Source organism: Candidatus Nanobsidianus stetteri, from assembly GCF_003086415.1.
Taxonomy (GTDB): Archaea; Nanobdellota; Nanobdellia; order Nanobdellales; family Nanobdellaceae; genus Nanobdella; species Nanobdella stetteri_A.
This window is the reverse complement of the sequence record NZ_QEFP02000004.1, coordinates 1-24,203: the sequence shown is the minus strand read 5'-3', so window position 1 is coordinate 24,203 and position 24,203 is coordinate 1. Positions and strand designations below refer to the sequence as shown.

Genomic DNA, 24,203 nt, shown 5'->3' with positions numbered 1-24,203 from the left:
TAATTTAATATAGTTTAAAGAATTATTTATCTTATATGATTAGGGTATTGTTTATAGATTTGTATAAAAAAGAATCAAGAAATTATGTAACTGATTCAAAAACATTGGATCATTCAATTGATTTACATTTTGATTATAAAACATATGAAAAGGAACCATTTGAAAACAATTTAACAATATTTTCTGTTGGACATCAAAAAAATAAAGATAATATAAATTCATTAATTATTTATAGATCTCCAATAACAGGTTCTCTAGATATTAATTTATCCTCTTTTGGTAAGTATATTAAATTAACGGGTAATGATATAATAGTTTTATATGGAAAATCTGATAAAAAATATTTTCTAATTATAGAAAATGATAATGTTATATTTTTAGAAAACGATATATCTGAAGATATATATAAAAGAAAAGAAGAGTTATACAATACTTTAAAAGATATATATGGTGGAAAAGATTTTATTATTTTATTAAATGGATTGGGATCAAAATTTACAATATATGGAAATTTAATTATATTTGAAAATAATAAAATAAAAGTTACAAAAGGTGGAATTGGATCTGTATTATATAGATATCATAATATATCTGGTTTATCAATTGGAGGAGATAATAAAATTGAAAATAAAAGATTAGATATAGAATTAATAGAAGAAGGAAGAGAATCAATAAGGGATTTTTATCAATCTATACCAGATAAAATTCCAATTTTAAATTATAAAAATATATATTTATCTGAGGAAGAAAATGAGAAGATATTTGATGATTATATTTACCCTTTAGTTAATAATTTAAAGAAAGAATACCCATATGAACCTTTTAATATTTTAGGACCATTTTTGGGAATATTAAATGAGGAATATATAAGAGATTTAATTGAATTATCAAATAGATATGGTTTAGATACATTATATTTAGGATATATTTTAGGAATAATTCTAGAAGGGTTATATATTGGAAAAATATCAATTAAAGATTTAAATAAATCATTATTTGATTTTAATAATTTAGATAAATCTTCAGAAATAAATTATAATATTGCAAAATATTTAATAGAAAAAGATGCATATGGAGAATTATCAATATTGGGAAAAGATATAAGATATATTTCTAATTTATTTGATTTAAATGATATCTCAGTTTATATTCCATTTAATAATAAAAGTTCTGCAGTATTTAATCCATATATTTCTTTAGGATTGTTTTTACCAAATTTAATATATGATAAATATTTTTCAGATTATTTAATGAATGTAATGAATCCAGTTGAATATTCGGGATTTAATTTTGGAAAATTTGAATCAACTTATGAAGTAAATAATGTAGATAATGTTGAAAATATTGGATTAAATGTAAAAAGAGAAAAAAGATTTTCTAAGATATTTGAATATCATAAATTGACTAATTCAATTCCGGATAAAAATTATCCAAAAAGATTAATAGATATATATAATAAAATAGCAAAGAAATATAATATAAATTATACATTTGATCAATATTTTGATGAATATTTTAATTCATATAAAAAAATAATATGTAATAAAGCCCCCGTAGTGTAGCCAGGACAACATTCCGGGCTTCGGTCCTGGAGATCGGGGGTTCGAATCCCCTCGGGGGCATTTAAAATTATGTTTTTCTTATCTTTGCAATATAAAAACCTTCTGTATCATTATCCCAAGGCCATAATCTTATTGTATTTTTTATTTCTTCTTCATGTTCCAATTTATATCCATTATATTCAGAAATTATTTCAGATTTCTTTAAGTTTGATATTTCTATTTTCTCAATTTTAGCATTTTCTCTTTTAGATAATAAATAATCTATTACAAATTCATTTTCTAATGGTTCAACAGAACATGTAGAATAAACTAAAATTCCATTATCCTTTAATAAATCAAATGCAGTTAATAATAATTTCTTTTGTAAATTTGCTAATCTATTTATTGTATCTTCATTCCATATCTTTAATGTTTTATATGATTTTCTTATTGCACCAGTTCCAGAACATGGAGCATCTAATAAAATTTTATCAAATTTTAAATTTAACTTATATAATTTTCTTCCATCCATCATTGTTACAATTGTATTTATTACACCCATCTTTTGTAAATTTTCACTTAATGCTTTAATTCTATCAATTGATACATCATTTGCAATTATTAATCCTTCATTTTCCATATGCATTGCAATTTGTGTTGTTTTAGAACCAGGTGCTGCTGCTACATCTAAAACCAAATCATCTTTTTTTAAATCCAATGCTAAAGGTGGTATCATTGATGCAGCTTCCTGTGGATAATAATATCCCAATTGAAATTCTATAGTATTTCCAATATCTCTTCTTTCTCCCTTTATCCAAAATCCATATTTATAAAAAGGTATCCTTTCAATCTCCCATCCATATTCTTTTAATCTTGATAATATTTCTTTTGCATTTATATTTAAATTAAAAGGATTTTGCTTTAAATTATATAAATTATCAATTTTTTCAGATATTTCTTCCAATTCTTTCTCTTTTAAATGATCTTGTTTTGATAATAATATTTCTTTTAAGTTTTCAAAATTTATATTATCCTTTACTTTTATTGTATTTATTCTTATAGATTTCTTTAATAATTTAAAAGACCATTCCAAAAACAATTCATATTTATCTCCCAATAATTCTTTGAAATGTTCTTCAAAACTCTTTTTAATTATCATCAGAAAAATATTTTTTCATCATTTTTCAGAAGCGTAATGCTTCCTCACTAAAAAATATTTATTATTTCTTATTTTTAAACCTATCTATAGCCTCATTAATTATCTTTAATGCTTCTTCCTTTCCTTTGAATTCTTTAACTTTAACAAATTTTCCAGGTTCCAATTCTTTATAATGTTCATAGAAATGTTTTATTTGATTTAATATTGCTTCTGGCAAATCTTTTATATCCTTTATATTTGAAAATCTTGGATCTATTTTTTCATGTGGTACTGCAATTATCTTTCTATCAATTCCTTCTTCATCTTCTGTTATTAATACACCAATTGGTCTTGCCCTTATTAATACTCCAGGAATGAATGATTCATATGTAATAACTAAAGCATCTAATGGATCACCATCTTCTTCCAAAGTTTCTGGTATAAATCCATAATTAAATGGATAAAACATTGCTGTATATAATATTCTATCTACCTTTATTACTTTCTCTTCTTCATCGAATTCATATTTTATATTGCTACCCTTTGGTATTTCTATGAATACATTTATATCCTCTGGAGGTTGTTTTCCAGCCTTCATTTTTATTATAGTTTACTATCTTTTTATAAATTTATTTTTTATAATAAAGAATTATGGGCAGAATACTTCATGGTAAATTTAGAAGAGAGGCTGATAAAATATTAGAAAAATATTCCAATCTATTTACTACGGATTATAAGAAAAATGTAAAAATATTAGAAGTTGTGGCTGAAGTTCCATCAAAAAGATTAAGAAATATGTTGGCTGGATATATAACAAGGCAAATTAAGAAATTACAAAGCTCATGATGGCAGAACAAACAATAATATATATAGGAAATAAGCCATTTATGAACTATGTAACAGCTGTAGCAATGCAATTTACAAGCCAGGATGCAAAAGAAGTTGTAATAAAGGCAAGGGGAAGATATATATCTAGAGCAGTAGATGTAGCAGAAGTTGTAAGGAAGAAATTTATGGCAGGACAAGTCGATATAAAGAGTATAAGTATAGATTCTGAAGAAAGGCAAGTAGATCAAAGTGGTAAAAAGAGAAGGATATCAAGTATAGAAATTGTACTTGTTAAAAAACAGTAATCTTTTTTATATTTTTTGATAATTATTTATTTAATATAGCGGGGTAGGGCAGCCAGGAGTGCCCGGGGGGCTCATAACCCCCAGGTCGGAGGTTCAAATCCTCCCCCCGCTATTTATTTTAAAAAGATTCTATTTATTAAATTATAATGCAAATAGGTATTACTGGAAAACCAAATGTTGGAAAGTCTACTATGTTTAAAGCAATAACATTACAAGATGTTGCAATTGCGAATTATCCATTTACCACAATAGAACCAAATAAGGGCTATGGATATGTTAGAGTAGAAGATGTTGGACCAGAATTTAATGTTAAATCAAATCCAAGATATGGTTTTATAAAGGGAAAATATAGATTTGTTCCAATAGAAATATTAGATATAGCTGGATTAGTTCCTGGTGCACATGAAGGTAGGGGTTTAGGTAATAAATTTTTAGATGATGTAAGACAGGCAGATGCCTTGATACATGTAATAGATATTTCAGGTTCAACAAATGAAGAGGGACAATATATTGGTCCTGGAAATTATGATCCAATAAAAGATGTAAAATGGTATGAAGAAGAAATAGACTGGTGGTTTTATAGTGTAATAAAGAAAAATTTGGAAAAAAATATAAGAAAAATAAAAAATGAACATTTGGAATTAGATAAAGAATTGGCAAAATTAATTTCTGGATTAAATGTTAAAGAAGAACATGTATCAAAAGCATTTAAAGAATTGAAAATTAATCAAGATGAGTATGATATAATAAATGATGATAAAAAATTATTTGAGCTTGCATCTAAAATTAGGAAAATATCAAAACCAATTGTTATTGCAGCAAATAGGATAGATATAAATATAGATATTGCAAAGAAAAATTTAGAAAGGTTAAAGAAAGAATATCCAGATAAAGTTATAATACCTACTTCAGGTTATGCAGAATTAATATTAAAAGAATTGGATAAACAGGGAAAGATATTTTATATACCTGGAGAAAGTTATTTTGAAATTAAAGGGGATTTAAATGATAAAGAAAAGAAAGCTTTAGAATTTATTGAAAATTATATATTTAAAGAATTTGGAAGTACTGGTGTTCAAAATATTTTAGATATAACTGTATTTGATGTTCTAAAATATGTAGCAGTATTTCCTGGGGGTGTAGATTCTTTAGCAGATAAGGAAGGAAGAATATTGCCAGATTGTTTTTTAATGCCTCCAGGGAGTACTGTAATAGATTTTGCAAATAAAATACATTCTGATTTAGCAAAGAATTTTGTAAGAGCTATAGATGTTAGGACAAGAAAATTCTTAGGAAAGGATTATATATTAAAACATAGAGATGTGATTCAAATAGTTGCAAATGCATAGATTTATAAAAATGTTGTAAAAATTCTAATACTATGATAATACCTATTAGATGTTTTACATGTGGAAAACCAATTGGACATTTATATGAAAGATATATTAAATTATTAAATGAAGGTAAAACAATGAAAGAGGCTTTAGATGAATTGGGATTGGAAAGAGCTTGTTGCAGACAGGTATTTCTAGGACACGTTCAACAAATAGAAATAATTGCTAAGTTGAAGAAATTTTAGTTTTTCTTAATTGAATTATTTTTCTTATACTTATTAAAAATATTGAAATACCGAAAAACAATATTATTGGATTTGGATATATACCATAATTAGATGCTACATTTCTTACTGCTATATCTATTATATTATTAGAATTTAATGTAAAAGCCGAAAACAAAATTAATATTGATATAAATAATGAAATTATATAACCATATAAATTATCTTCTCTTATTAAATAAATTGAAAATATTGATAATAAAAAAATTATAAATAAGAAAATTTCAACAGAAATATTAACATAATTTGGAAAAATTGATGGATATATAATAAATGATATTAAGTCTAAAAATGTTTCTACAGAAAATAATAGTAAAAGAGTATACAAAAATTCCTTTATTATATCTATATTATTCATATTTTTTTGAATTATAGAAAAATTTAAAAACTAATTAGTAAGACTTCCTAAGTATAATTTTAATGCTCCTAATACAATTTCTCTATTTTCTTCAAATTCATCATCTTTATATTGTATAATTATATCATCTAATCTATGATCACCAATTTTAATATTCTTAAGTAAATTATCTAAGTTATAAGTTCTATTATAATTAAGATTTTCTATTAAAGATCTTCTTATATCTGCAACTAACATTTTAGACAATTCAGACTCTTTTATTTTTTCATTACAAATAACATAATTTTCTTTCTTTATACAATGTTTTAATAATGGAGAGTTTTCAATTCCTTCTATGATATCTTTAGTAGCTTCAACTATGATTTTTTCTAATCCTTTTTGACTTATTGCTATATCATTTCCGGATGCAATATCTATAAATATAACCCTACCGTTCTTCATTACCATCTGTTGTGGTCCTATATCCGCTGGAGAAAACTTTAAAATCGAAATTACTTTTAGAGTTTCAGTCATAAAATTATAAAATCTATTTTGAAACTCATCATACTTTATTTGTATTTCAAATTTATTGAGATTTTTTCGATTCAATTCAAAGTAAGGATTCAGATCTACTAAATGAGGCACCATTGTAGGAGATCTCTCAAATCCTATAATTGAAAGAAAATTCAACTTATAAGTATATAATTTTTTAGGTACCTTGATAATATCCCAAGTTCCAAGTAATATTTCAAATACATAAGGAGTACTTATTGTATAAGGTTTACTTATATAATATATATTTGGAAAATATTCTTGATTTTTAAGTGGTAATATTAGTGATAAAGATAATGGAGCATAAAAAATATCGATATATCTTTTAGCTAAAGCATTCTTTAATTTTTCTATATCTCTTTTTGTTTTAAAACCATATGGTCTGGCTTCTATCAATTTTTTAATATCTTCAGGATCTTCTAAATTTGTTAATAAAATAGATTCAGGGAGTTTTGTTCTCAAATCAGCATCGAAATGTATATCTTCTCTTCTTTTTCCGATATCTATAATATATTCTACAGTTTTATTTTTCTTCTTTAATGATACTATAAGTTGTGAATTTTCTGGTAAATAAGGATATTCTAATTTTAATCTATAAGTTTTACTAAGAAATGCTAAACTGTGATAGTTTAATATTATAGGTCCATAAATGCTATAAAATATTTCCTCTTTTTTTATTGCTTCCGTTCCTGAATTAGTTTTTATAATATATGAAGCTCCTTCAAATGAATTCTTATAATTTACACAATTTCTAATACATTGAAAATAATCATCATAACTTTTTTCATCTAGACAAGACATATAATTGCGCATGGATATAAAAATAATTAAATATTTTTAAATATTGTTTATTTTTAACTTTATTTCACAAGCTCTACATATTTCTCTAGTAGTTGGGTATCCACAAATTTTACATTTTCTTAATTTTATATTATTCTTCATTTTATAATCGATTTTAGCTTTATATATTATTTCTAAAATATTTCTTAAGAAATTTCTATGAAATCCAGGATATTTATCTTCTAACTTATATAATTTTGATCTAATTATATCCCTAAATTCTCCAACAATAAAGGGACATTCTCCAAAAGGTGGTTCTAAATTATTCAATATTGAATATAGTAGATTTTCTTTTTCTGTATTGAAATAGAAAGGTTTAATTCTAGGAATAAAATCTCCTTCAACTATTCCTACATATGGTCCTTCTTTTAATAAATCTTTTAAATTTCCTTCAAAAATATTCATTAGAATTGTTTGAACTTCATCATTTAAATTATGTGCAGTTGCAAATTTATCCAAATTCAAATCTTTTGCAGCTTTCCACATTAACCATCTCCTCCATACACCACAAATTGTACATGATTTATATTCTTTTGATATTTTTACTGCTTCATCTAATCTAATATTAAAATATTCTGTGAATCTATATATTTTTACATTTAAATTATATTTTTTTGAAATTTCCAATAACTTTTCTGTATCCTTATCTCTATAACCTTTTATTCCTTCATCAATATGAATTCCAAAAACTTCAATATTAAAATATTCTTTATATTTATTTAAGAAAAACAACAATGCATTTGAATCTTTTCCTCCAGAAACTCCAACGCCAATTCTTTCTCCAGGTTTTATCAATTTATACTTTTCAATTGTATTTATTGTTTTTTCTTCAAAATATTTTATAAAATGATCTTTACAATAATAATTTCCATCAATATCTTTATATATTGCATTATTATTACAAAAACTACACTTCATTTATTTATTTCTCTTATGAAATAATCCTTTATTGCAGGTACAACATCATATACAAATTTACCCTTTACTTTTGTCCTAATTAATATTTTACTTTCAGTCATTCTTTTTAATATATTTGATATTGCATGAATTGTTGTGTCCGAATATCTTTCTTTAAACAATTTTAATAATTCATTAACTGTTTTTGGACCATATTTTGTTATTAATTCTACTATGTATCTTTGTTTTTCTGTTAATTTTAATAAATCTGTTGGTGGTTTCTTTGCTTCATATATCTTTTCTACAATATCTTTATCAATAATATTTTTCTTTTCTCTATATGCAATTAATAATGCTTCATAAGAATATTTTAATATTTCCCTTGGTAAGCCACCTGATAAATTGTATATTTCTTCTATTGCATCTTCTGTAAATAAATTTGGATTACCTGCAAGTTCTAACCTTTTTTTAATTAATAATTTACCGCTTTCAGGGTCAAGAGATTTTAAATATATTTTTGTTACAATTCTTTCATATAATGTCCTATGTTGTTTTAATAATCTTTCTTCAAGTTCTGGCAAGCCAGCTAATATAAATGTACAATTTGTTTGATCCGATATTACTTTTATCCATTCTAAGATATTATCATCGCAAAATGTGGCTTCATCTAAAAATATTATTAGATTTTTCTTATTTAAATATTCTACTATGTTGAATTTCTTAAATTTATATATTATTCTTTCAAAGAAAGATAATTTATCAATAAAATATTTTTCAAATTCTTCCATTTTTTCAAAGGGTCTATAAATATATACTTTATTCTTTGTTTTAAGATTATTATATATCCATAATAATAATGTTGTTTTTCCTGCTCCAGTAGGACCTGAAACTAAAATAATTTTTTCTTTATTATTTATAGAATTTAATAATTTTGTTCTTTCTAAATTATATCCAACAAAAGTTTCTAGAATTACCTCTAATTTAAAAGGATTATCTTTTAATTTAAAAAAATTAAGCATTTCAGTATCATTCATATAAAATTGTTTAATAAAAATATTATTAAATTTAAAGAACATGATATGCTATATAGCCCCGTCGTCTAGTGGTCTAGGATTCAGGGTTTTGGTCCCTGAGACCGGGGTTCGAATCCCCGCGGGGCTATCTAAATTTAGGTAACATAAAAATATTTTGAAGATCTCTCTAGCAGTAAAATTATTTTACTATTTAAAAGTTATATCAATTTTAATAGGACTATGAATTTATAAATTACCATTTTTTTAGATAATATTATGCTGGAAAATATTACCAATCAAATACTTCAAATATTTAACTATAATATATTAAAAATAATATTAATTTCTATTTCTATTATAATAATTGGATACTTTATAGGAAAACTTATAGCATTAATACTTAAAATAATATTGAAAAAAGTTCTTGGTCTCGATAGATGGTTGCATGATAAACAAATAATGACAACATATTCTCTTACAGATCTAATAGTAAATATAACTAAGTTCTTTATATACTTTTATTTTATTGGATTTTCATTTTATATAATTCCGTATGTTAGTAATATAGGAACTATTATTTTTAATATATTAAACAGTTTACTAATAATAATAATAGTAATAATAATTTCGTATGCAATGATGGAATTTATATTGAGATCTTTTTTATATCCAGCAATCCAGAATTTTAAGTATGTAAACTTTATATTAGGTTCAATAAGATTTATTGTTTTATTTTTTATATTAGTGTTAACGCTTAGTTATTTAAATATACTATCTCCAGTTCTTCTCTATATGTTCATAATACTTTTTGGCGGAATAGTTATATCTATTTCAATTGCTATAGGTATAGCATTAGGAGATATATTAAAAGAAAAAATTAGAGAAATAATAAAATGAACTATAAAGAAAAAATTATTATAATTAGTAATAATTTAGTTGGAGGAATGTTAAATAGTTTATTTTTTGTTTATCCATATTATTTTAATTTTTCATCTAGTGTATATTATTCTTTAGTTGCTATATCTTATATAGGATCAATAATAAGTTCTGCAATATTTGGAAATATTAAAATAAATGAGAAAAATTATATTAATATTGCTATGATTGGCGTAATAGGACCTCTTTTATCTTCTATATTATTATTTTATCCAAATATTTATCTATTAATATTATCATTTTTATTATTTACTATTACATATTCATCTACATACTTTTCATTTTTATTATATTATAAGGATGTGAGTTTAAATTTTCATTTTAATATTTATTGGACTTTTGGAGAAATAATACCACAAATTTCTCTTCTTTTTCTTTCCATAATTTATAACATATATATAGTTTCCATTATTTTATTATTGTCCATAATAGTTATAATGTATAGGAAATTATATTTATTCTTATTCTCATCAGCATATGAATTAAATTTATTGGAAAAAATTGATAAAATGTTTTCAGTTGCAGAAAATAATATAGATAGATTTGGGGCTCTATATCCTATATTTGAAGGTTTAATATTTCCACTGAATATAAAAAAGTTGAGAATAGGATATTTAGAATTATATAATTTATTTGTCTTGATTGGATTTTCATTAGTCTGGACATCTTTAGTTTATTCCGTAAATATATTTTCTTTATCTATAATTTTTCCATTTTTATTATTTATAAATGGATTATATACATCAATATTATATAAGATATATAAAAGGGAAATTGATTTTAGAAAAATAAAAATAGGAATACTTTCTAGATTTTTAATAGGTATCATAATATTATTGTCCCTAATATTATCTTTATCAAAAATATATAATGCTATAATACTATTAATATTATTTATATTAGCCGCATTTTCATGGACAATGTTTCAATATTTCTTTGATAATTATATAATATTAAATTATCCACAAAAATTTGGAAATATATATTTATTTAGAAATTTGGGTGGTACAATAGGATCTTTATTACTTTATTATATTTCAGTTCAATATGGATTGTTTTTGTCATTTATCATTTTAGGAATTTCTTTCTTTTTCTTAAATCATGTTTTAAAGAATTATAATCAATAATATTTTATGGATATAAAGTTAAGAAAAATATCTGAAAATATATATGAAATACCACAAGAAAAAGGAATGAATGTTCCAGTTAGAGTATATGCAAATGATAAGTTAATAGAGAAGATGAGAGAAGATAAAACATTAATACAGGGAAAAAATGTTGCTAGTTTACCAGGAATACAAAAATATTCTATTGTAATGCCAGATGGTCATGAAGGTTACGGATTTCCAGTTGGAGGAGTTGCAGCATTTGATATAAATGAAGGAATAATATCTCCAGGTGGGATAGGATATGATATAAATTGTGGGGTAAGGTTATTAAGAACAAATTTAAAATATGAAGAGATAAAACCAAAATTAAAGGAAATTGTTAATGAAATATTTAGAAATGTACCTGCTGGAGTTGGAGAAACTGGAAAAATTGTTTTATCTCCAGGACAATTTAAAGATGTAGTAGAAGAAGGTTTAGAATGGAGTTATAGAGAAGGTTATGCATGGAAAGAGGATTTAGAGCATGTAGAATCTTATGGTAGATTAAAAGATGCTTCGATAGAACATGTATCAGATTTAGCAATTAGAAGAGGAATAGATCAATTGGGAACTATAGGATCCGGAAATCATTTTATAGAAATACAGATAGTTGATAAAATATTTGATAAAGATATAGCAAATAAATTGGGAATATATGAAGAAGGGCAGGTAACAATATTAATTCATACAGGTTCTAGAGGTTTTGGACATCAAATTGCATCAGATTATATAGATCTAGGATTGAAAAAATATAGAGAAGAAATAAATAAATTACCAGATAAAGAATTAGTATATTTACCATTTCAATCCGAAGATGGAAATAATTATTGGAAGTCAATGAGTGCTGCAGCAAATTTTGCATGGAATAATAGACAAATAATAACATATTTTATCAGAAAATCTTTCCAAAAAGTATATAATCATCCAGTAGAGGATATTGGATTAAATGTTATATATGATGTTGCCCATAATATTGCAAAAATTGAAGAACATAAGGTTGATGGTAAAAAGAAAAAATTAGTTGTTCATAGAAAAGGTGCTACTAGAGCATTTCCGCCAGGTTCAGAAGAATTGGTTGAAGATTATAGAAGTATTGGACAACCAGTATTAATCCCAGGTTCAATGGGAACTGCATCATATGTATTAATAGGATCTGAAAAATCTATGGAATTATCTTTTGGATCCTCAGCACATGGTGCAGGAAGAAATATGTCAAGAGCTGCTGCGAGAAGATCATTTAATTATAATGAAGTAATTAAAAATTTAGAAGAAAGGGGAATATATGTAAAATCTACAACAAAAGAAGGTGTAGTTGAAGAAGTACCTGAAGCTTATAAAAATGTTGATGAAGTTGTAAAAGTAACTGATGAATTGGGTATATCTAAAATGGTTGTAAGATTAAGACCAATAGCAGTTATAAAAGGTTAAACTTTAATTAATATTTTACAATAATTTTTTATGAAAATATTTGTATTAGATTTTGATCATGATAAAGAAAAAATTTATATTTATGGGAGGGATGAAAATGGAAAAAAAGTAAGAATAGAATATGATCAACCATTTTATGTATATTTAATATTAAAGGACGAAAAATATTTAGAAGAAATAAAGAATAAATTGAAAGATGAAAAATATGTAAAAAATTTTGAAATTTCAAAGAAAAATTTTATAGGAAAAGAATATAATGTAATAAAAGTTTATTTGAATCAGGATGATTATGATAAAATAAAAAACTTTGCTGATAAATTGAAGGAGGAAGGAAAAATAATTGGAAAAAAAGAGGGGGATATTAGTATAATAAAAAAGTTTCAAATAGATAATGATATATATCCGTTATATACATATGATTTGGAATTAGAATTAATAAAGAAAGGAGATAATATAGATTATTACAAATTAAAGAAAAATAACGGAATTGTTGAAAATAAATATAAATTAAAGGTTATAGCATTTGATATAGAAACAGCTTCTAATAAATCCATAATATCACCAGAAAAGGCAAATATTTATATTATCTCAATATATGATGGGCAAAAATATTATTCAATATATTGGGGAGGAGAAGCAAATGATGGAATAAAAGTAAATAGTGAATTAGAATTATTAAAAAAATTTAATGAAATAGTTAAAAGTTTAGATCCAGATGTAATTGTTGGATATAATTCTAATAATTTTGATTTATATTTTTTATATGAGAAAGCAAAAAGATTGGGATTTAATTTTGATTTTGGATGGGATGGAAAAGGAATAATATATACTAAAAAAAGAGAAGAAGATAAAAAATATAGAATAGTTGGAATACAAAATGTAGATTTATATGATATTGTTACAACAATATTTGCACCTCAGTTAAATTCTGAAACATATTCTTTAGATGAAGTTGCTATGGAAATATTGGGAGAAGGAAAATTGGACATGAATTTGGATAAAATGTCAGATATAATTTATAATAAAAAAGATTTCAATTATCTAATAGAATATAATAGAAAAGATGTAGAATTAACTTATAGATTATATAAACATTTTGAAGGAATTTTATTAGAATTGGCGAGATTGGTTGGAATTACTTTATATGAATTATCAGGAAGTACATATGGAATTCTTGTAGAAAATTATCTAATAAAAAGGGCAAAAGAATTTAATGAAATAATACCAAACAGACCGGATCCAAATGAAGTAAATAATAGAAAAAGAGTAACATACACTGGTGCTATTGTACTAGAACCAAAACCGGGTTTGTATAAAAATATTGCGGTTTTTGATTTTAGATCTCTATATCCATCAATAATAATTAGATATAATATTTCTCCAGATACATTGAAATGTGAACATGAAGAATGTATGAAGGATAAAATAAATATTGAAACAAGTCTAGGAAAATCTGAAGTATGGTATTGTAAAAAGAAAAAAGGATTTATATCTACAGTATTAGAAAAAGTGTTTGAAGAAAGGGCAAATTTAAAGAAAGCTTTAAAAGGTTTAGATAAGAATTCTGAAGAATATAAAATAATTGATAGTAGGCAAACAGCATTAAAATATATAATAAATTCTACATATGGTTATTTGGGATTTCCAAATTCTAGATGGTATTGTTTAGAATGTGCAGCTTCAGTAACTGCTCTAGGTAGAAAACATATATTAGAAGTAAAAGATTTTATTGAAAAAAATGGATATAAAATATTATATGGAGATACAGATTCTATATTTGTTATTGTAGATAATAAAGAAAATGCTCTAAATTTATTAAATAAAATAAATAATATTTTACCAAAACCATTGGAAATGGAATTTGAAGATTATTATATATCAGGAATATTTGTAGAAAAAAGATCTGGAGAAGGTGGTGCTAGAAAAAAATATGCATTATTATCTGAAAATGGAAATATTAAATTGAGAGGTTTTGAAGTTGTTAGAAGGGATTGGTCAGAAATTGCTGGAGAGGTTCAGGAAAAGGTAATTAAATTAGCATTAGAAGGAAAAATAAAAGAAATAAATAATTATTTGTCTGAAGTTATTAAAAATATAAGATATCATGTTTATCCCAAAGAGAAATTTATATTAAGAGAACAATTAAGAAAAGATCCATCAGAATATGAAGTTACTGCTCCTCATATTATAGCAGCAAAAAAATATAAGGAAAGGGGCTATGATGTTAGAAGAGGATTTATAGTCGAATATATTATAGCAAAAGGTGGGGAAAAAATTTCTGATAAAGTTAGGATATTAGATGAAGTTAAAGATAATGAATATGATCCCGAATATTATATATATAAACAAGTCTTACCGGCTATAGAACCAATACTAAGGGCATTAAATATATCTATAGAAAATATAGGAAAAGCTCAAAAAGATATATTATCATTTTTTAAAAATGGATGAAATAAGCGAATATGAAAAAATTATAGAAGATCTAGAAAATAAAATTAAGAATTTAAAAGAAGAATTGGAAAAAAATAAAAAAATAAAAGAAGAGATTTATGATAAATATTTAAAATTAAAAAATATTTTTGATAAAAATAATGAATACAATAAATTATTGGATGAATTAAAAATAATTTTATTAGAAATAAACTTAAAACTCAAAGACATAGATGATATTAAAAAGAGGTTATATAATTTAGAATTAAAATATGATATGATAAAGAAAGAAATTGATGACATAAGAAAGGAATTATTAAAAAGTATTTGGTAAGTTTAATAAAATTTATTATAAATAATAGTTTATGGATTTAAATAAAAATGTAGATATAATAGATGAATTTTTTTCATATGTAAAAAATTTTAACAATAAGATATTAGAAATAAAAAGAAACTTGAATAATTTTGTAAGTAGGGAAGAATTCAATAATCAATTAAAAGCTTTGAAAGAAGAATTAGAAAATGTAGAAAAAATATTAAATAATTATAAGGAAATATTAAATGAAGATTTATTGGATAAAGTAAGATATTTAAACGATTTAAAACTAAGAGTAGATGTATTAGAAAATAATCAGAAAAATTTTGTTGATTATTCTGCTATAGTAAATGTAAAATCAAAGATAAATAAATTAGAGCTCGATATAAATTCTTTAAGTAATAAAATAACAAAATATGAAGATGTTATAAATAGCGTAAAAGATTTAAGAAATAAAATAGAAGATTTAACTGATAAGTTAAATAAAATAGAAGATTCGTATAAAAATATTAATGATTTTAATGATTTAAAACTAAAAGTAGATAATTTAACAAATTTATTATCCAAAACACTAGATAATTTATCTAAAGATCTATTACAGTACAATAAAATATCTGAAATGATAAGCGAGATAAGGGAAAAAGATCTATATAATGTTAATAGTAAATTGGAAGAGATAGAAAAGAAATATGAAGAAAAATATTCTGAAATTAATAATAAAATAAGTAATATGAATTACTTATTACAATTAACAAACGATGATATTAAAAATATAAAACAATTTAAGGCTTATGAAGAATTATATAACAAATATGTAAATTTCGAAAATAGATTAAATAGTATATATGCATTATTTGAAGAATTAAATAATTTGGTTGTAGATTTAAGATCAAAAGTAAATGATATAGATAAAATAGAAGAGCTTAATGAAAAATATAACAAATTGGAGGAAGGTCTAAATAATATTAAAGAAGAAATTAGAAAGATAAAAGTAGAATTATATGATTCTAAAGATATATTGGAATCTGTATTATCAGATTATGAAAATTTAATGAATAAAATAAAGAAAATAGAGAATTTTATTGATTTGACCAACTTTGAATATATAATAAATGAAATAGAAAAAATAAAAATAATAGAGAATGATATAGAAAATATAAAGAGATTATTATTATCTAAAAATATAAAAGTAGAAAAAGAATATAAATACTAATAGATTTTTTTAATTTTATCTATTATATTTGAGAACCTACTTATTATATTATACAATTTTATTAATTTTTCTTTTTCTATACTTTTTTGGTCTAATCCTCTTTCTATATCTAAATAATCAAATACTCTATCGGATTTAACAATATATAATTCGTCAAAGAAATTTCTTCCCTCCAATTCTTTTAACATAGATATAAATTTTAATGATTCATTGAGATTGTTTAGATCTATTTCCTTTTTTAATACTAAAGTTATCTTTCCAGTCCTATCTTTTTCCAATTTTTTAATTTTGTTATTAATCTGTAATATTTTCCTTCTTTTAGCATATTCTGGAGATGGTATTATTAATGGCATAATAAATATTAATATATGGAAATTTAAAAATCAGTAGCTACTCCTTTCATCATTAATTCAGATTGTGTCCACATCATCATAATAATTATTTATAAGAATTCTATTTTTTATTTTTTATATGAATGAAATACTCCCTTTATTGATATTTGATATGATAATATTATTATATTCATCGTACCAGGATATAAAATACAAATCTGTAGATGATATAATAATATATATTTTATTAATATTTAATGTATTTTATTTTTTATACTTAATTATTCAAAATATTTACTCAGAAAATCTTATATTTTCATATCTTATTCTTTTATTTTTTGTATTACTATATTTATTTAGATTATTGGCCATTGGAGATTTGTATATTTTCTTTTCAATATTCTTTCTATTATCATTTTTTTCTCCATATAAGATGTTATTATTTTTATTTTATCTAGTATTATTTGGATTTATATTTCACAATATAGAGGCTATCAAAATATATAAAGAAAATAGAAAAAAATATTATATTTCTATCTTTAATATTGTATTAATATTGATCTCTATATATTTTATCAACCTTTTCATATTATATTTTAACATTTATTATCTATTAATTTCTCTAATTTTTGTATATATACCATATTTTCTATTTAGATATATATCAAAAGATCTGGAAGAAAAACTAACATTTATAAGAAATGTAAATGAATTGGTTGAGGGAGATTGGATAGAAGATGGAATAGAAGTTAATAATATAAAAAAGGAAGATAAAGAAATATTGATAAAATATTTTGATATTTTTGAAAATGAAAATAAGTATATATTGAAATTTAAGAGCAATAATAAATTAATAAATTCTATTATTATCTTATTTATTGTAATTCTACCATTGATATTTTATTTTTTAAATGAAATTTTCTTTTATTATTCTATGCCATTTATCATAATATTTTATCATATATTCCAGAATAAATTGTTTATTGGAAGATTTGGTCTTTCAAAAGAAGAAATAAATATATTAAAAAAATTGGGAGAATATAATGATATAAAAGTAAAAGTAAAGGAAGGGGCGCCATTTATTCCTCCAATATTTCTTTCTTTAATATTATTACTAATATGAAATATGAAATAATAGATAAGAAAACAATAAAAATTAGGGTGGAAGATGAAGTAGATTTATTATATTTGTATAAAATAGTTAATGTTGGGGATATAATAGAAGGATATGATTATAGAACATTAAAATTTGAGAATGAGAAAGAAAAGAAAAAAATAAGGATAAAAATAGAAGTTGAAAATATTAAATTTTCCGAATATAGAGATTCGCTAAGGATTTCTGGAAAAATAATTGATTCAAATGATAAAGATTCTATTGGCCATTATCATACATTTGATATAAGAATATCTACAGAATTTACATTATATAAAAAGGAAGAGATAAAGAAATATGAAGAAAAGATATTGGAAAAATCTTCTAGAAAAAAGGAAGATATTTTTGTAATATCTATAGATAGTAATGAAATAGCTTTAGGTATAATAAATAATGGGATAAAAATTATAAAAGAAGAATATTATAAGATAAATAAGGGAGACCCAGAAGAAAAAGCAAAATTATATAAAATATTTTCAGAATTTTTAAATGCATTAAGAGATTATAATATTAAATTTCTATGTATAATTGGTCCATTATTTTATCCTGAAGAATTTTATGATTATATAAAGGATAAATTAAATATAAAAAATATAAAAATATATAAAGTGTCTAACGGAGGTGTAAATGGTATATATGAATTTGTTAGGAGAACAGAATATTATGAAACATTAAAAAATTTAGAAATTTTAGAAATAAATAAATTAATTGAAGAAATATTATATTTAATACAAAAAAACATGGTAGCATTTGGATATGATGATGTATATAATAATGCAATGTATAATAATATAGAATATGTTTTAATTTCTGAAGAATGCTTTAAAAAAATGAAAGAAGAAAATAATATTGATAAAATTATAAATTTATTTAATATTCTTGATAAAATAGATGCGGAAATATATTTTGTTAATAATAATGTCAATAATTTCGAATTAATTGATAGATTTTGTATTGTTGGAAAATTAAGGTATAAAATATAAATATTAAAGATATCTTATTAAAATATGAAAAAATTGCAAACAACAGGTTTGGGTATATTCTTCATATTACTGGGTATAATAATTTTTGTATACTGGGCAATTCTTCCATATCAATATAAACAATATTTAATACAACAATTAATTAATGGAACTAATATAACATTGTCTTCTTCTTCAAATTCTTCATATACAAATATTAGTAATCAATATGTTTTTCAAAATATACAATTATCAAAAAGCCAAAATTATTATTATATAGCAAGTAATTATACAATAGGAATCTATACGCCAGTATATTATATTAATTTAGGAACTTTAAATTTTGAAACAAATATATTTTATGGAACAGTTAGTAAGACATTATATTTTTATTATTCCAATAATTATAACGGAATAAATATTACTGCTTATTCTACATGTAACAATGGAAACTTTAATATATACGTAAATAATTATGAATTATATTCTGGATGTCAAAATGGTGAAATAAGTATTTTTGTCCCTCCAAATTATCTATATAATGGTGATAATGAGTTAAAAATAGAATTTTCCCCATCTAGTATAATATTCAATGGAAATGGTGTATTGAATAATATAAATGTAAATTATCTAAAGTTTTCATCATTAAATTTTAATTATTATTATATATCTGGAGATGTATATATGTTTTATGATTTTTGTCCATATTCTCCTCAAAATGTAGAATTAATTGTAAATGGGTTATCAATTCCTTTATCTTCTTGTTCTGGTTTATTTTATTTAACTCCATATTTAAATGTTGGAGAAAATAGTATTAGTTTAGTATCATCATATCCAGTTAATATAAATAATCTATATATAGAATCAAAGAGTAACATATTTTATATAGCATTTCCAAATAATTTAACAAATTATATATTAGATATTATAGTTGGTCAAGGATCTGGAGAAGTTATACTAAATAATAATTGCATATACAATATAAGTTCATCCGTAGGTGCTTATGCAATAAATATATATAATTGTCTATTGCCAGAGAATCTATTAGAAATAAAGACAGATAATTATCTTGAGATAGATTATTTACAAATATCTTAAAATTTATAAATAAAGAAATTTATAATTGCTTTATGAAGAAGAGAGGAGTTAAAAGCTCTGGAAGTGGGGTGATCTTTTTATTAATTCTAATAATTTTAATAGTAGTAGCCTATTTATATCACAATCAAATCCTTGGATATTTAGAAAATAATACAATTTTTCAAAATATCAAAAATAGTACAATGCAATTTATCAATGAAAGTCAGCAAGCCTATAATACTGTTCAAAATGCATTAAATGGAAATATTAACTTAAATAATACAAATACATCTAGTAATCAAAATAATACAAATACATCAAGTTAATATTATCACAAAAATTTTTAATTGATAAAATAAATATATAATTAATGAAGTCTGGAAGATTTATATATATGTTACCAATATTATTTGCAGGTACTACTCTATTTTATTTTTCTACATGTCCAATTGGTAATATTGGATCTGGAAATTCTGGATTCTTTAATAGTGGAAATTCTAATTTATACCAACCTTCCTGGGCATTAAATCAACCTGGAAATATATATTTATATGTTCAAGCTCCTTCCTCATTAAATTATAGTGAATCAAATGGTTTAAATTATGAATTACCCATTATTTATGTTAACAATATTTATACAATGTCAAATTCCCAATTAGAAGTTTCATATTATATTTATAGTTATGCTTTATCTTCTCCTTACTCAGGTAATTTTAATGCAGAACCAGCAATTTATAATTCTTCTTCTAATCAACTTATTCCTTCAAATTCTACCATTGGAAATATTGAAGTTTCTCTGAGTCCAGGTCTTCAAGCAGTACCAACTCAAATACCAATAGTTGTAGAATATAATATATCAAATGTTGTTACTAATATATTAATTCCATTACAATTAAATTATTCTAATAGTCAGATAACATTAACTGAACCTGTATATTATTCATCATCCCCAATAACACCAGAATATTCTAATATTAATGTGAATGAAACTAATGGAAATGTATATTTTTCAATAGCTTTCCAAGATTCTGTTGGATGCTTCAGTAATGTATATTCCAATAATCAGGCTACATTTAATGTAAATGCAGAATTAGATATTATTGCAGCAAATAAAATAAATATACCAAATGGAGAGGAAGGTTTTTCATGTACACCAACACAAAATGTTCCAATAAATTCATCTACAATATCATGTAGTATAAATATTCAACAATTAGCACAAAATAATCCAGAAATTCAAAATATACTAAATTCAAATTTAGAATTACAAGCATATGTTTTAATGAATCTTTCATATAACTGTTATGAAGAAGATATATATAATATTCCAGTAACAAAAACCTAGAGCAGTATATAAATTTAATAAGTATTTTTAATATATTTTAAAAAATGTATAAGAGGAAAGATTCTCCAAAGGTGAATGATTATGTCATATGTACTGTAAAAAATATATCGGATGTAGATGTAAAAGTTAGCTTAGACGAATATGAAAATTTTAATGGAATAATTCCAATAGATGAATTATCGAATAAAAGAATTACAAATCCTAGGATTTTGGTTAGAGAAGGTAAAAAGATTGTATGTTTAGTACTTGATGTAGATGAGCAAAATAGATTGGTTACTTTATCTTTAAAGAGAGTTGACAAAAATAAACAAAAAGCAAAGATTTTCGAATATAAAAGAGAGATGGTTGCTTATAATATATTGAAAATAATGAGTGAGAAGGAAAATATAGATATGAGTAAATTGGAAAAAGATATAATATTTAAAATCGTTCCAGAAAATAAACTTTATAGTGTATTTTTGGAAACTTATATAAATGGAAAAAGCGTTTTAGATAAATATAAAATAAGTAAAAAATATTCTGATTTACTATATAAATATATAATTGAATATTTAAATCCACCAAAATATGAGTTTACATATATAATGCAGGCATATTGTTTAGATGGAGATGGAATATATAAAATAAAGGAATTTCTTAAAAAAATAAAGGATCTAAATATAATGATTAAATATTTGGGATCACCTACTTATATGTTAAAATATGTTACTACGAGCCCATCTGATCTACAAAAAAAGGAAAAAGAAATGTTAGAATTAATAAGTAAAGAAGCTAAAAATTATAATATAGTTTATGAAATAAATAAATATGAAGGAGATTAGAAAATGTAAAAATTGTAAAATATATACATTTAAAGAAATCTGTCCAATTTGCGGTAATAAAACATCTAGAATAATACCCCCAAAATTTTCTCCAGATGATAAGTGGGGTGATTATAGAAGAAAAATGAAAAAAGAAACTTTATATAAAAATAATATATTATAATATATTATGGAATTCATAATTGATAAAGAGAAAATAAAAAATATGAATAACATAGTTTTTCTTTATTCAATAGGCGGGGGATATGGAAATTTGTCAAAAATAGTTGGAAAAAAGTTAATAGATACTTATAAAGGAAAAGTTGTTGGAAGAATAATTACAGATTTCTTTCCAGATGTAGTTAGAATAAATAAAGATGGATATATATCTGATAATATAAGTTATAAATTGTATTCTGTTCCAATTGGTAATTATAATTTTCTAGTATTATATGGAGATTTTCAAATAATGATTCTAGAAGATCCTGGATTATCTTTATACTTTAGATATAAATTTATGAATAGACTGTTTAGAATAATAAGTAAGTTTAATTTATTAGAGATAAGTATAATTGGTGGAATAGGTTCACATCAATTAGAACCAGAAAATCCAAACTATTTATTTGCATTAAATAAATATTATGATATAAATAAGATAAAAGAAAAATTGGGGGAACTAAACTTATATAAATCAAATAATGTTATTGGAATGAGTGGACTATTTTTATATTATTCTCAACTATTCAAAAAACCAGCTTATTTATTGTTAGTCGAAACGTATCTATCGAATCAAATTAATGGATATTTTGGTGCTTCAAAGGCATTGGAAATTTTGGGTAAGTTATATGATTTTCAGGTTGATACAAGTGATTTAAAGGAAAAGGGTAAGAAATTAAAAGAAAGAATAGAAAAAGATTTGAATATGATTAAGAAATTAGAGGAAGAAAAAATGAAGAGGGAAAAAAGTTCTGGATATTATTATGGATAGAATTTTATTTTATTTTTAAATTTGTTAATGCTGGATTGTCTGGTCCTTTAGAATCCTTTTTAACTTGAGCAAGATATATATTCAATAATGCAGATACTTTCATATTTATAGCTTGAGGTATTTGATTTAATAATAAATTAATTTTCTCTTTGTTATATTTTATTTCATTATCTTTTGTTATAATTTTCATTTCTTTTATATCTTCTATATCGATTCTTGATGGTGTATAAAATAGTATAAAATCTATTAATGAATCAAAGTCTTTGAAATCTGCATATATTTCTAAATAAGAAGACCAGCCACTTATAGTTTTTCCATCAGGGGTTTTTATATCTTTTGTTATAGGATCAGCAATTTTTTTATCTATTACTTGGAAATTCTTGAATTTTGATATCGCCTCAAATGTTTTATTTAAAAATTCTGTTAATTTGTCTTTATCATTAGAAAATGCTTCAAAATATAGCTTTGACTTCATTTTATAGAAGTTGATAGCTCTACTTTTTTGTATCTACCTTCTATTCTCCATATAGTTTGTTTTTTACATATATTACATTCTAATCTTATATCAACACCTTTAGATGTCTTTATGACACCTCTTTTTCTCTGTGTTAAAGGTCTCTTACTATATTTTCCTTTATTTCCTCTACCTTTTTTTCCTTCTCTAGCTCTTCTAGAACCCCAAACCAAACCAGTCCTAGCTTTTACACTTTTTATAATTATTACTTTATGTTCGGTAACTTTTCTACAATATGGGCAATATTTGTTAACAATCTTTGGCAATTTCATTAAAGATAATTATATTAAATAATTTTATAAGTTTAATTAACTATTTTTCCTATTCCAGTATTTTCTAATTTTTCAGCAAAGTTACTATTTAATATTATTATATCTAAATGTGACTCTTTAATAGAAGGAAATGGAATAGCAGAATCTATACCAAGAATGGAAATTTATAATAATAAAAATTATTATAATCATGAAGCAAAAACTGAAAAAATAGATGATC

At 22.9% G+C, this 24,203-nt stretch carries 28 protein-coding genes and 3 tRNA genes; 22 read left to right on the top strand and 9 right to left on the bottom strand.

The window, feature by feature from the left end:
- The first annotated feature begins 35 nt into the window (after positions 1–35).
- The gene (locus DDW03_RS00685) at positions 36–1,562 is read left to right on the top strand and encodes an aldehyde ferredoxin oxidoreductase N-terminal domain-containing protein (RefSeq protein ID WP_228615149.1); all 1,527 of its coding nucleotides are present in this window, start codon (positions 36–38) and stop codon (positions 1,560–1,562) included.
- Positions 1,548–1,622, top strand: a tRNA-Arg gene (locus DDW03_RS00680). The genes DDW03_RS00685 and DDW03_RS00680 overlap by 15 nt, the downstream gene beginning before the upstream one ends.
- A gap of 7 nt (positions 1,623–1,629) precedes the next feature.
- Here DDW03_RS00680 and DDW03_RS00675 read toward each other — a convergent pair.
- Both DDW03_RS00675 and ppa read right to left on the bottom strand, forming a co-directional pair.
- Positions 1,630–2,700, bottom strand: coding sequence for an RsmB/NOP family class I SAM-dependent RNA methyltransferase (locus DDW03_RS00675; protein ID WP_228615148.1), 1,071 nt, complete (start codon positions 2,698–2,700; stop codon positions 1,630–1,632).
- A gap of 61 nt (positions 2,701–2,761) precedes the next feature.
- A complete protein-coding gene (ppa, locus tag DDW03_RS00670) occupies positions 2,762–3,283 on the bottom strand; it encodes an inorganic diphosphatase (protein WP_420887678.1) in 522 nt (173 codons plus the stop codon).
- Positions 3,284–3,330: 47 nt separating this feature from the next.
- Here ppa and DDW03_RS00665 point away from each other — a divergent pair, with 47 nt between their 5' ends.
- The 5 genes from DDW03_RS00665 to DDW03_RS00645 all read left to right on the top strand — a co-directional run bounded on the left by DDW03_RS00665 (position 3,331) and on the right by DDW03_RS00645 (position 5,391).
- Positions 3,331–3,525 (top strand): hypothetical protein, encoded by a 195-nt coding sequence (locus DDW03_RS00665; protein WP_228615146.1) that lies wholly within the window; start codon positions 3,331–3,333, stop codon positions 3,523–3,525.
- Positions 3,525–3,812 carry a DNA-binding protein Alba gene (gene albA / locus DDW03_RS00660; protein WP_420887677.1) on the top strand — a complete coding sequence of 96 codons (288 nt, stop codon included), beginning with the start codon at positions 3,525–3,527 and terminating at the stop codon, positions 3,810–3,812. Before DDW03_RS00665 ends, albA begins: the two co-directional genes overlap by 1 nt.
- 37 nt (positions 3,813–3,849) lie before the next feature.
- Positions 3,850–3,924 (top strand) — tRNA-Met (locus DDW03_RS00655).
- 34 nt (positions 3,925–3,958) lie between these two features.
- Positions 3,959–5,161 (top strand): redox-regulated ATPase YchF, encoded by a 1,203-nt coding sequence (locus tag DDW03_RS00650; protein WP_228615144.1) that lies wholly within the window; start codon positions 3,959–3,961, stop codon positions 5,159–5,161.
- Between the two features lie 32 nt (positions 5,162–5,193).
- Positions 5,194–5,391 carry a DNA-directed RNA polymerase subunit N gene (locus DDW03_RS00645; RefSeq protein WP_228615143.1) on the top strand — a complete coding sequence of 66 codons (198 nt, stop codon included), beginning with the start codon at positions 5,194–5,196 and terminating at the stop codon, positions 5,389–5,391.
- On the opposite strand, the gene DDW03_RS00640 is transcribed toward DDW03_RS00645, so the two are convergent.
- The 4 genes from DDW03_RS00640 to DDW03_RS00625 are packed head-to-tail and all read right to left on the bottom strand — an operon-like array spanning position 5,372 to position 9,090.
- On the bottom strand, positions 5,372–5,788 hold the full coding sequence (locus tag DDW03_RS00640; protein WP_228615142.1) for a hypothetical protein: 417 nt from the start codon (positions 5,786–5,788) through the stop codon (positions 5,372–5,374). The two genes, DDW03_RS00645 and DDW03_RS00640, sit on opposite strands and share 20 nt — an antisense overlap.
- A gap of 30 nt (positions 5,789–5,818) precedes the next feature.
- The gene (locus tag DDW03_RS00635; RefSeq protein WP_228615141.1) at positions 5,819–7,132 is read right to left on the bottom strand and encodes a hypothetical protein; all 1,314 of its coding nucleotides are present in this window, start codon (positions 7,130–7,132) and stop codon (positions 5,819–5,821) included.
- Positions 7,133–7,156: 24 nt separating this feature from the next.
- A complete protein-coding gene (locus DDW03_RS00630; RefSeq protein ID WP_228615140.1) occupies positions 7,157–8,077 on the bottom strand; it encodes a TIGR00269 family protein in 921 nt (306 codons plus the stop codon).
- Positions 8,074–9,090, bottom strand: coding sequence for an ATPase, T2SS/T4P/T4SS family (locus DDW03_RS00625; RefSeq protein WP_228615139.1), 1,017 nt, complete (start codon positions 9,088–9,090; stop codon positions 8,074–8,076). The genes DDW03_RS00630 and DDW03_RS00625 overlap by 4 nt, the downstream gene beginning before the upstream one ends.
- A 54-nt stretch (positions 9,091–9,144) precedes the next feature.
- Between DDW03_RS00625 and DDW03_RS00620 the strand changes: the two genes are divergently transcribed.
- The 7 genes from DDW03_RS00620 to DDW03_RS00590 all read left to right on the top strand — a co-directional run bounded on the left by DDW03_RS00620 (position 9,145) and on the right by DDW03_RS00590 (position 16,540).
- Positions 9,145–9,217: transfer RNA gene (locus tag DDW03_RS00620), tRNA-Gln, on the top strand.
- Between the two features lie 128 nt (positions 9,218–9,345).
- Positions 9,346–9,966, top strand: a complete 621-nt coding sequence (locus DDW03_RS00615; protein ID WP_228615138.1) for a hypothetical protein — start codon at positions 9,346–9,348, stop codon at positions 9,964–9,966.
- A complete protein-coding gene (locus tag DDW03_RS00610; RefSeq protein ID WP_228615136.1) occupies positions 9,963–11,132 on the top strand; it encodes a hypothetical protein in 1,170 nt (389 codons plus the stop codon). The genes DDW03_RS00615 and DDW03_RS00610 overlap by 4 nt, the downstream gene beginning before the upstream one ends.
- 6 nt (positions 11,133–11,138) lie before the next feature.
- Positions 11,139–12,581, top strand: coding sequence for an RtcB family protein (locus tag DDW03_RS00605; protein ID WP_228615134.1), 1,443 nt, complete (start codon positions 11,139–11,141; stop codon positions 12,579–12,581).
- Between the two features lie 30 nt (positions 12,582–12,611).
- A complete protein-coding gene (locus tag DDW03_RS00600; protein ID WP_228615132.1) occupies positions 12,612–15,032 on the top strand; it encodes a DNA-directed DNA polymerase in 2,421 nt (806 codons plus the stop codon).
- Positions 15,025–15,345 carry a hypothetical protein gene (locus tag DDW03_RS00595; RefSeq protein WP_228615130.1) on the top strand — a complete coding sequence of 107 codons (321 nt, stop codon included), beginning with the start codon at positions 15,025–15,027 and terminating at the stop codon, positions 15,343–15,345. Before DDW03_RS00600 ends, DDW03_RS00595 begins: the two co-directional genes overlap by 8 nt.
- Positions 15,346–15,376: 31 nt before the next feature.
- Complete coding sequence (locus DDW03_RS00590) at positions 15,377–16,540, top strand: hypothetical protein (RefSeq protein ID WP_228615127.1); 1,164 nt, start codon at positions 15,377–15,379, stop codon at positions 16,538–16,540.
- Here DDW03_RS00590 and DDW03_RS00585 read toward each other — a convergent pair.
- The gene (locus DDW03_RS00585) at positions 16,537–16,893 is read right to left on the bottom strand and encodes a hypothetical protein (RefSeq protein WP_228615124.1); all 357 of its coding nucleotides are present in this window, start codon (positions 16,891–16,893) and stop codon (positions 16,537–16,539) included. The genes DDW03_RS00590 and DDW03_RS00585 overlap by 4 nt on opposite strands.
- A 118-nt stretch (positions 16,894–17,011) precedes the next feature.
- Between DDW03_RS00585 and DDW03_RS00580 the strand changes: the two genes are divergently transcribed.
- From DDW03_RS00580 to DDW03_RS00545, 8 genes are read left to right on the top strand one after another with little or no spacing between them, the layout of a single operon-like run.
- Positions 17,012–17,995 carry a hypothetical protein gene (locus DDW03_RS00580; RefSeq protein WP_228615122.1) on the top strand — a complete coding sequence of 328 codons (984 nt, stop codon included), beginning with the start codon at positions 17,012–17,014 and terminating at the stop codon, positions 17,993–17,995.
- Positions 17,992–19,008, top strand: a complete 1,017-nt coding sequence (locus DDW03_RS00575) for a pelota family protein (protein ID WP_228615119.1) — start codon at positions 17,992–17,994, stop codon at positions 19,006–19,008. Before DDW03_RS00580 ends, DDW03_RS00575 begins: the two co-directional genes overlap by 4 nt.
- 24 nt (positions 19,009–19,032) lie before the next feature.
- Positions 19,033–20,085: a hypothetical protein gene (locus DDW03_RS00570; protein ID WP_228615117.1), complete on the top strand. Its 1,053-nt coding sequence runs from the start codon at positions 19,033–19,035 to the stop codon at positions 20,083–20,085.
- A gap of 32 nt (positions 20,086–20,117) precedes the next feature.
- A complete protein-coding gene (locus tag DDW03_RS00565) occupies positions 20,118–20,390 on the top strand; it encodes a hypothetical protein (protein WP_228615115.1) in 273 nt (90 codons plus the stop codon).
- Between the two features lie 44 nt (positions 20,391–20,434).
- Positions 20,435–21,409, top strand: coding sequence for a hypothetical protein (locus DDW03_RS00560; protein WP_228615113.1), 975 nt, complete (start codon positions 20,435–20,437; stop codon positions 21,407–21,409).
- A 44-nt stretch (positions 21,410–21,453) separates the two neighbouring features.
- The gene (locus DDW03_RS00555) at positions 21,454–22,230 is read left to right on the top strand and encodes a translation initiation factor IF-2 subunit alpha (RefSeq protein ID WP_228615112.1); all 777 of its coding nucleotides are present in this window, start codon (positions 21,454–21,456) and stop codon (positions 22,228–22,230) included.
- Positions 22,217–22,393: an RNA-protein complex protein Nop10 gene (locus DDW03_RS00550; RefSeq protein WP_004578218.1), complete on the top strand. Its 177-nt coding sequence runs from the start codon at positions 22,217–22,219 to the stop codon at positions 22,391–22,393. Before DDW03_RS00555 ends, DDW03_RS00550 begins: the two co-directional genes overlap by 14 nt.
- Before the next feature lie 6 nt (positions 22,394–22,399).
- On the top strand, positions 22,400–23,197 hold the full coding sequence (locus DDW03_RS00545) for a PAC2 family protein (RefSeq protein WP_228615111.1): 798 nt from the start codon (positions 22,400–22,402) through the stop codon (positions 23,195–23,197).
- A 4-nt stretch (positions 23,198–23,201) separates the two neighbouring features.
- Here the strand turns inward: DDW03_RS00545 and DDW03_RS00540 are convergent, their stop codons facing one another.
- Both DDW03_RS00540 and DDW03_RS00535 read right to left on the bottom strand, forming a co-directional pair.
- Positions 23,202–23,672 (bottom strand): hypothetical protein, encoded by a 471-nt coding sequence (locus DDW03_RS00540; protein WP_228615110.1) that lies wholly within the window; start codon positions 23,670–23,672, stop codon positions 23,202–23,204.
- Positions 23,669–23,983: an eL42 family ribosomal protein gene (locus DDW03_RS00535; RefSeq protein ID WP_228615109.1), complete on the bottom strand. Its 315-nt coding sequence runs from the start codon at positions 23,981–23,983 to the stop codon at positions 23,669–23,671. Before DDW03_RS00535 ends, DDW03_RS00540 begins: the two co-directional genes overlap by 4 nt.
- Positions 23,984–24,203 lie beyond the last annotated feature (220 nt).

Coding starts and splice junctions, on each gene's coding strand:
- DDW03_RS00685 (WP_228615149.1), top strand. CDS start 36: ATGATTAGGGTATTGTTTATAGATTTGTATAAAAAAGAATCAAGAAAT.
- DDW03_RS00675 (WP_228615148.1), bottom strand. CDS start 2,700: ATGATAATTAAAAAGAGTTTTGAAGAACATTTCAAAGAATTATTGGGA.
- DDW03_RS00665 (WP_228615146.1), top strand. CDS start 3,331: ATGGGCAGAATACTTCATGGTAAATTTAGAAGAGAGGCTGATAAAATA.
- albA (WP_420887677.1), top strand. CDS start 3,525: ATGGCAGAACAAACAATAATATATATAGGAAATAAGCCATTTATGAAC.
- DDW03_RS00650 (WP_228615144.1), top strand. CDS start 3,959: ATGCAAATAGGTATTACTGGAAAACCAAATGTTGGAAAGTCTACTATG.
- DDW03_RS00645 (WP_228615143.1), top strand. CDS start 5,194: ATGATAATACCTATTAGATGTTTTACATGTGGAAAACCAATTGGACAT.
- DDW03_RS00640 (WP_228615142.1), bottom strand. CDS start 5,788: ATGAATAATATAGATATAATAAAGGAATTTTTGTATACTCTTTTACTA.
- DDW03_RS00635 (WP_228615141.1), bottom strand. CDS start 7,132: ATGCGCAATTATATGTCTTGTCTAGATGAAAAAAGTTATGATGATTAT.
- DDW03_RS00630 (WP_228615140.1), bottom strand. CDS start 8,077: ATGAAGTGTAGTTTTTGTAATAATAATGCAATATATAAAGATATTGAT.
- DDW03_RS00625 (WP_228615139.1), bottom strand. CDS start 9,090: ATGAATGATACTGAAATGCTTAATTTTTTTAAATTAAAAGATAATCCT.
- DDW03_RS00615 (WP_228615138.1), top strand. CDS start 9,346: ATGCTGGAAAATATTACCAATCAAATACTTCAAATATTTAACTATAAT.
- DDW03_RS00610 (WP_228615136.1), top strand. CDS start 9,963: ATGAACTATAAAGAAAAAATTATTATAATTAGTAATAATTTAGTTGGA.
- DDW03_RS00605 (WP_228615134.1), top strand. CDS start 11,139: ATGGATATAAAGTTAAGAAAAATATCTGAAAATATATATGAAATACCA.
- DDW03_RS00600 (WP_228615132.1), top strand. CDS start 12,612: ATGAAAATATTTGTATTAGATTTTGATCATGATAAAGAAAAAATTTAT.
- DDW03_RS00595 (WP_228615130.1), top strand. CDS start 15,025: ATGGATGAAATAAGCGAATATGAAAAAATTATAGAAGATCTAGAAAAT.
- DDW03_RS00590 (WP_228615127.1), top strand. CDS start 15,377: ATGGATTTAAATAAAAATGTAGATATAATAGATGAATTTTTTTCATAT.
- DDW03_RS00585 (WP_228615124.1), bottom strand. CDS start 16,893: ATGCCATTAATAATACCATCTCCAGAATATGCTAAAAGAAGGAAAATA.
- DDW03_RS00580 (WP_228615122.1), top strand. CDS start 17,012: ATGAATGAAATACTCCCTTTATTGATATTTGATATGATAATATTATTA.
- DDW03_RS00575 (WP_228615119.1), top strand. CDS start 17,992: ATGAAATATGAAATAATAGATAAGAAAACAATAAAAATTAGGGTGGAA.
- DDW03_RS00570 (WP_228615117.1), top strand. CDS start 19,033: ATGAAAAAATTGCAAACAACAGGTTTGGGTATATTCTTCATATTACTG.
- DDW03_RS00565 (WP_228615115.1), top strand. CDS start 20,118: ATGAAGAAGAGAGGAGTTAAAAGCTCTGGAAGTGGGGTGATCTTTTTA.
- DDW03_RS00560 (WP_228615113.1), top strand. CDS start 20,435: ATGAAGTCTGGAAGATTTATATATATGTTACCAATATTATTTGCAGGT.
- DDW03_RS00555 (WP_228615112.1), top strand. CDS start 21,454: ATGTATAAGAGGAAAGATTCTCCAAAGGTGAATGATTATGTCATATGT.
- DDW03_RS00550 (WP_004578218.1), top strand. CDS start 22,217: ATGAAGGAGATTAGAAAATGTAAAAATTGTAAAATATATACATTTAAA.
- DDW03_RS00545 (WP_228615111.1), top strand. CDS start 22,400: ATGGAATTCATAATTGATAAAGAGAAAATAAAAAATATGAATAACATA.
- DDW03_RS00540 (WP_228615110.1), bottom strand. CDS start 23,672: ATGAAGTCAAAGCTATATTTTGAAGCATTTTCTAATGATAAAGACAAA.
- DDW03_RS00535 (WP_228615109.1), bottom strand. CDS start 23,983: ATGAAATTGCCAAAGATTGTTAACAAATATTGCCCATATTGTAGAAAA.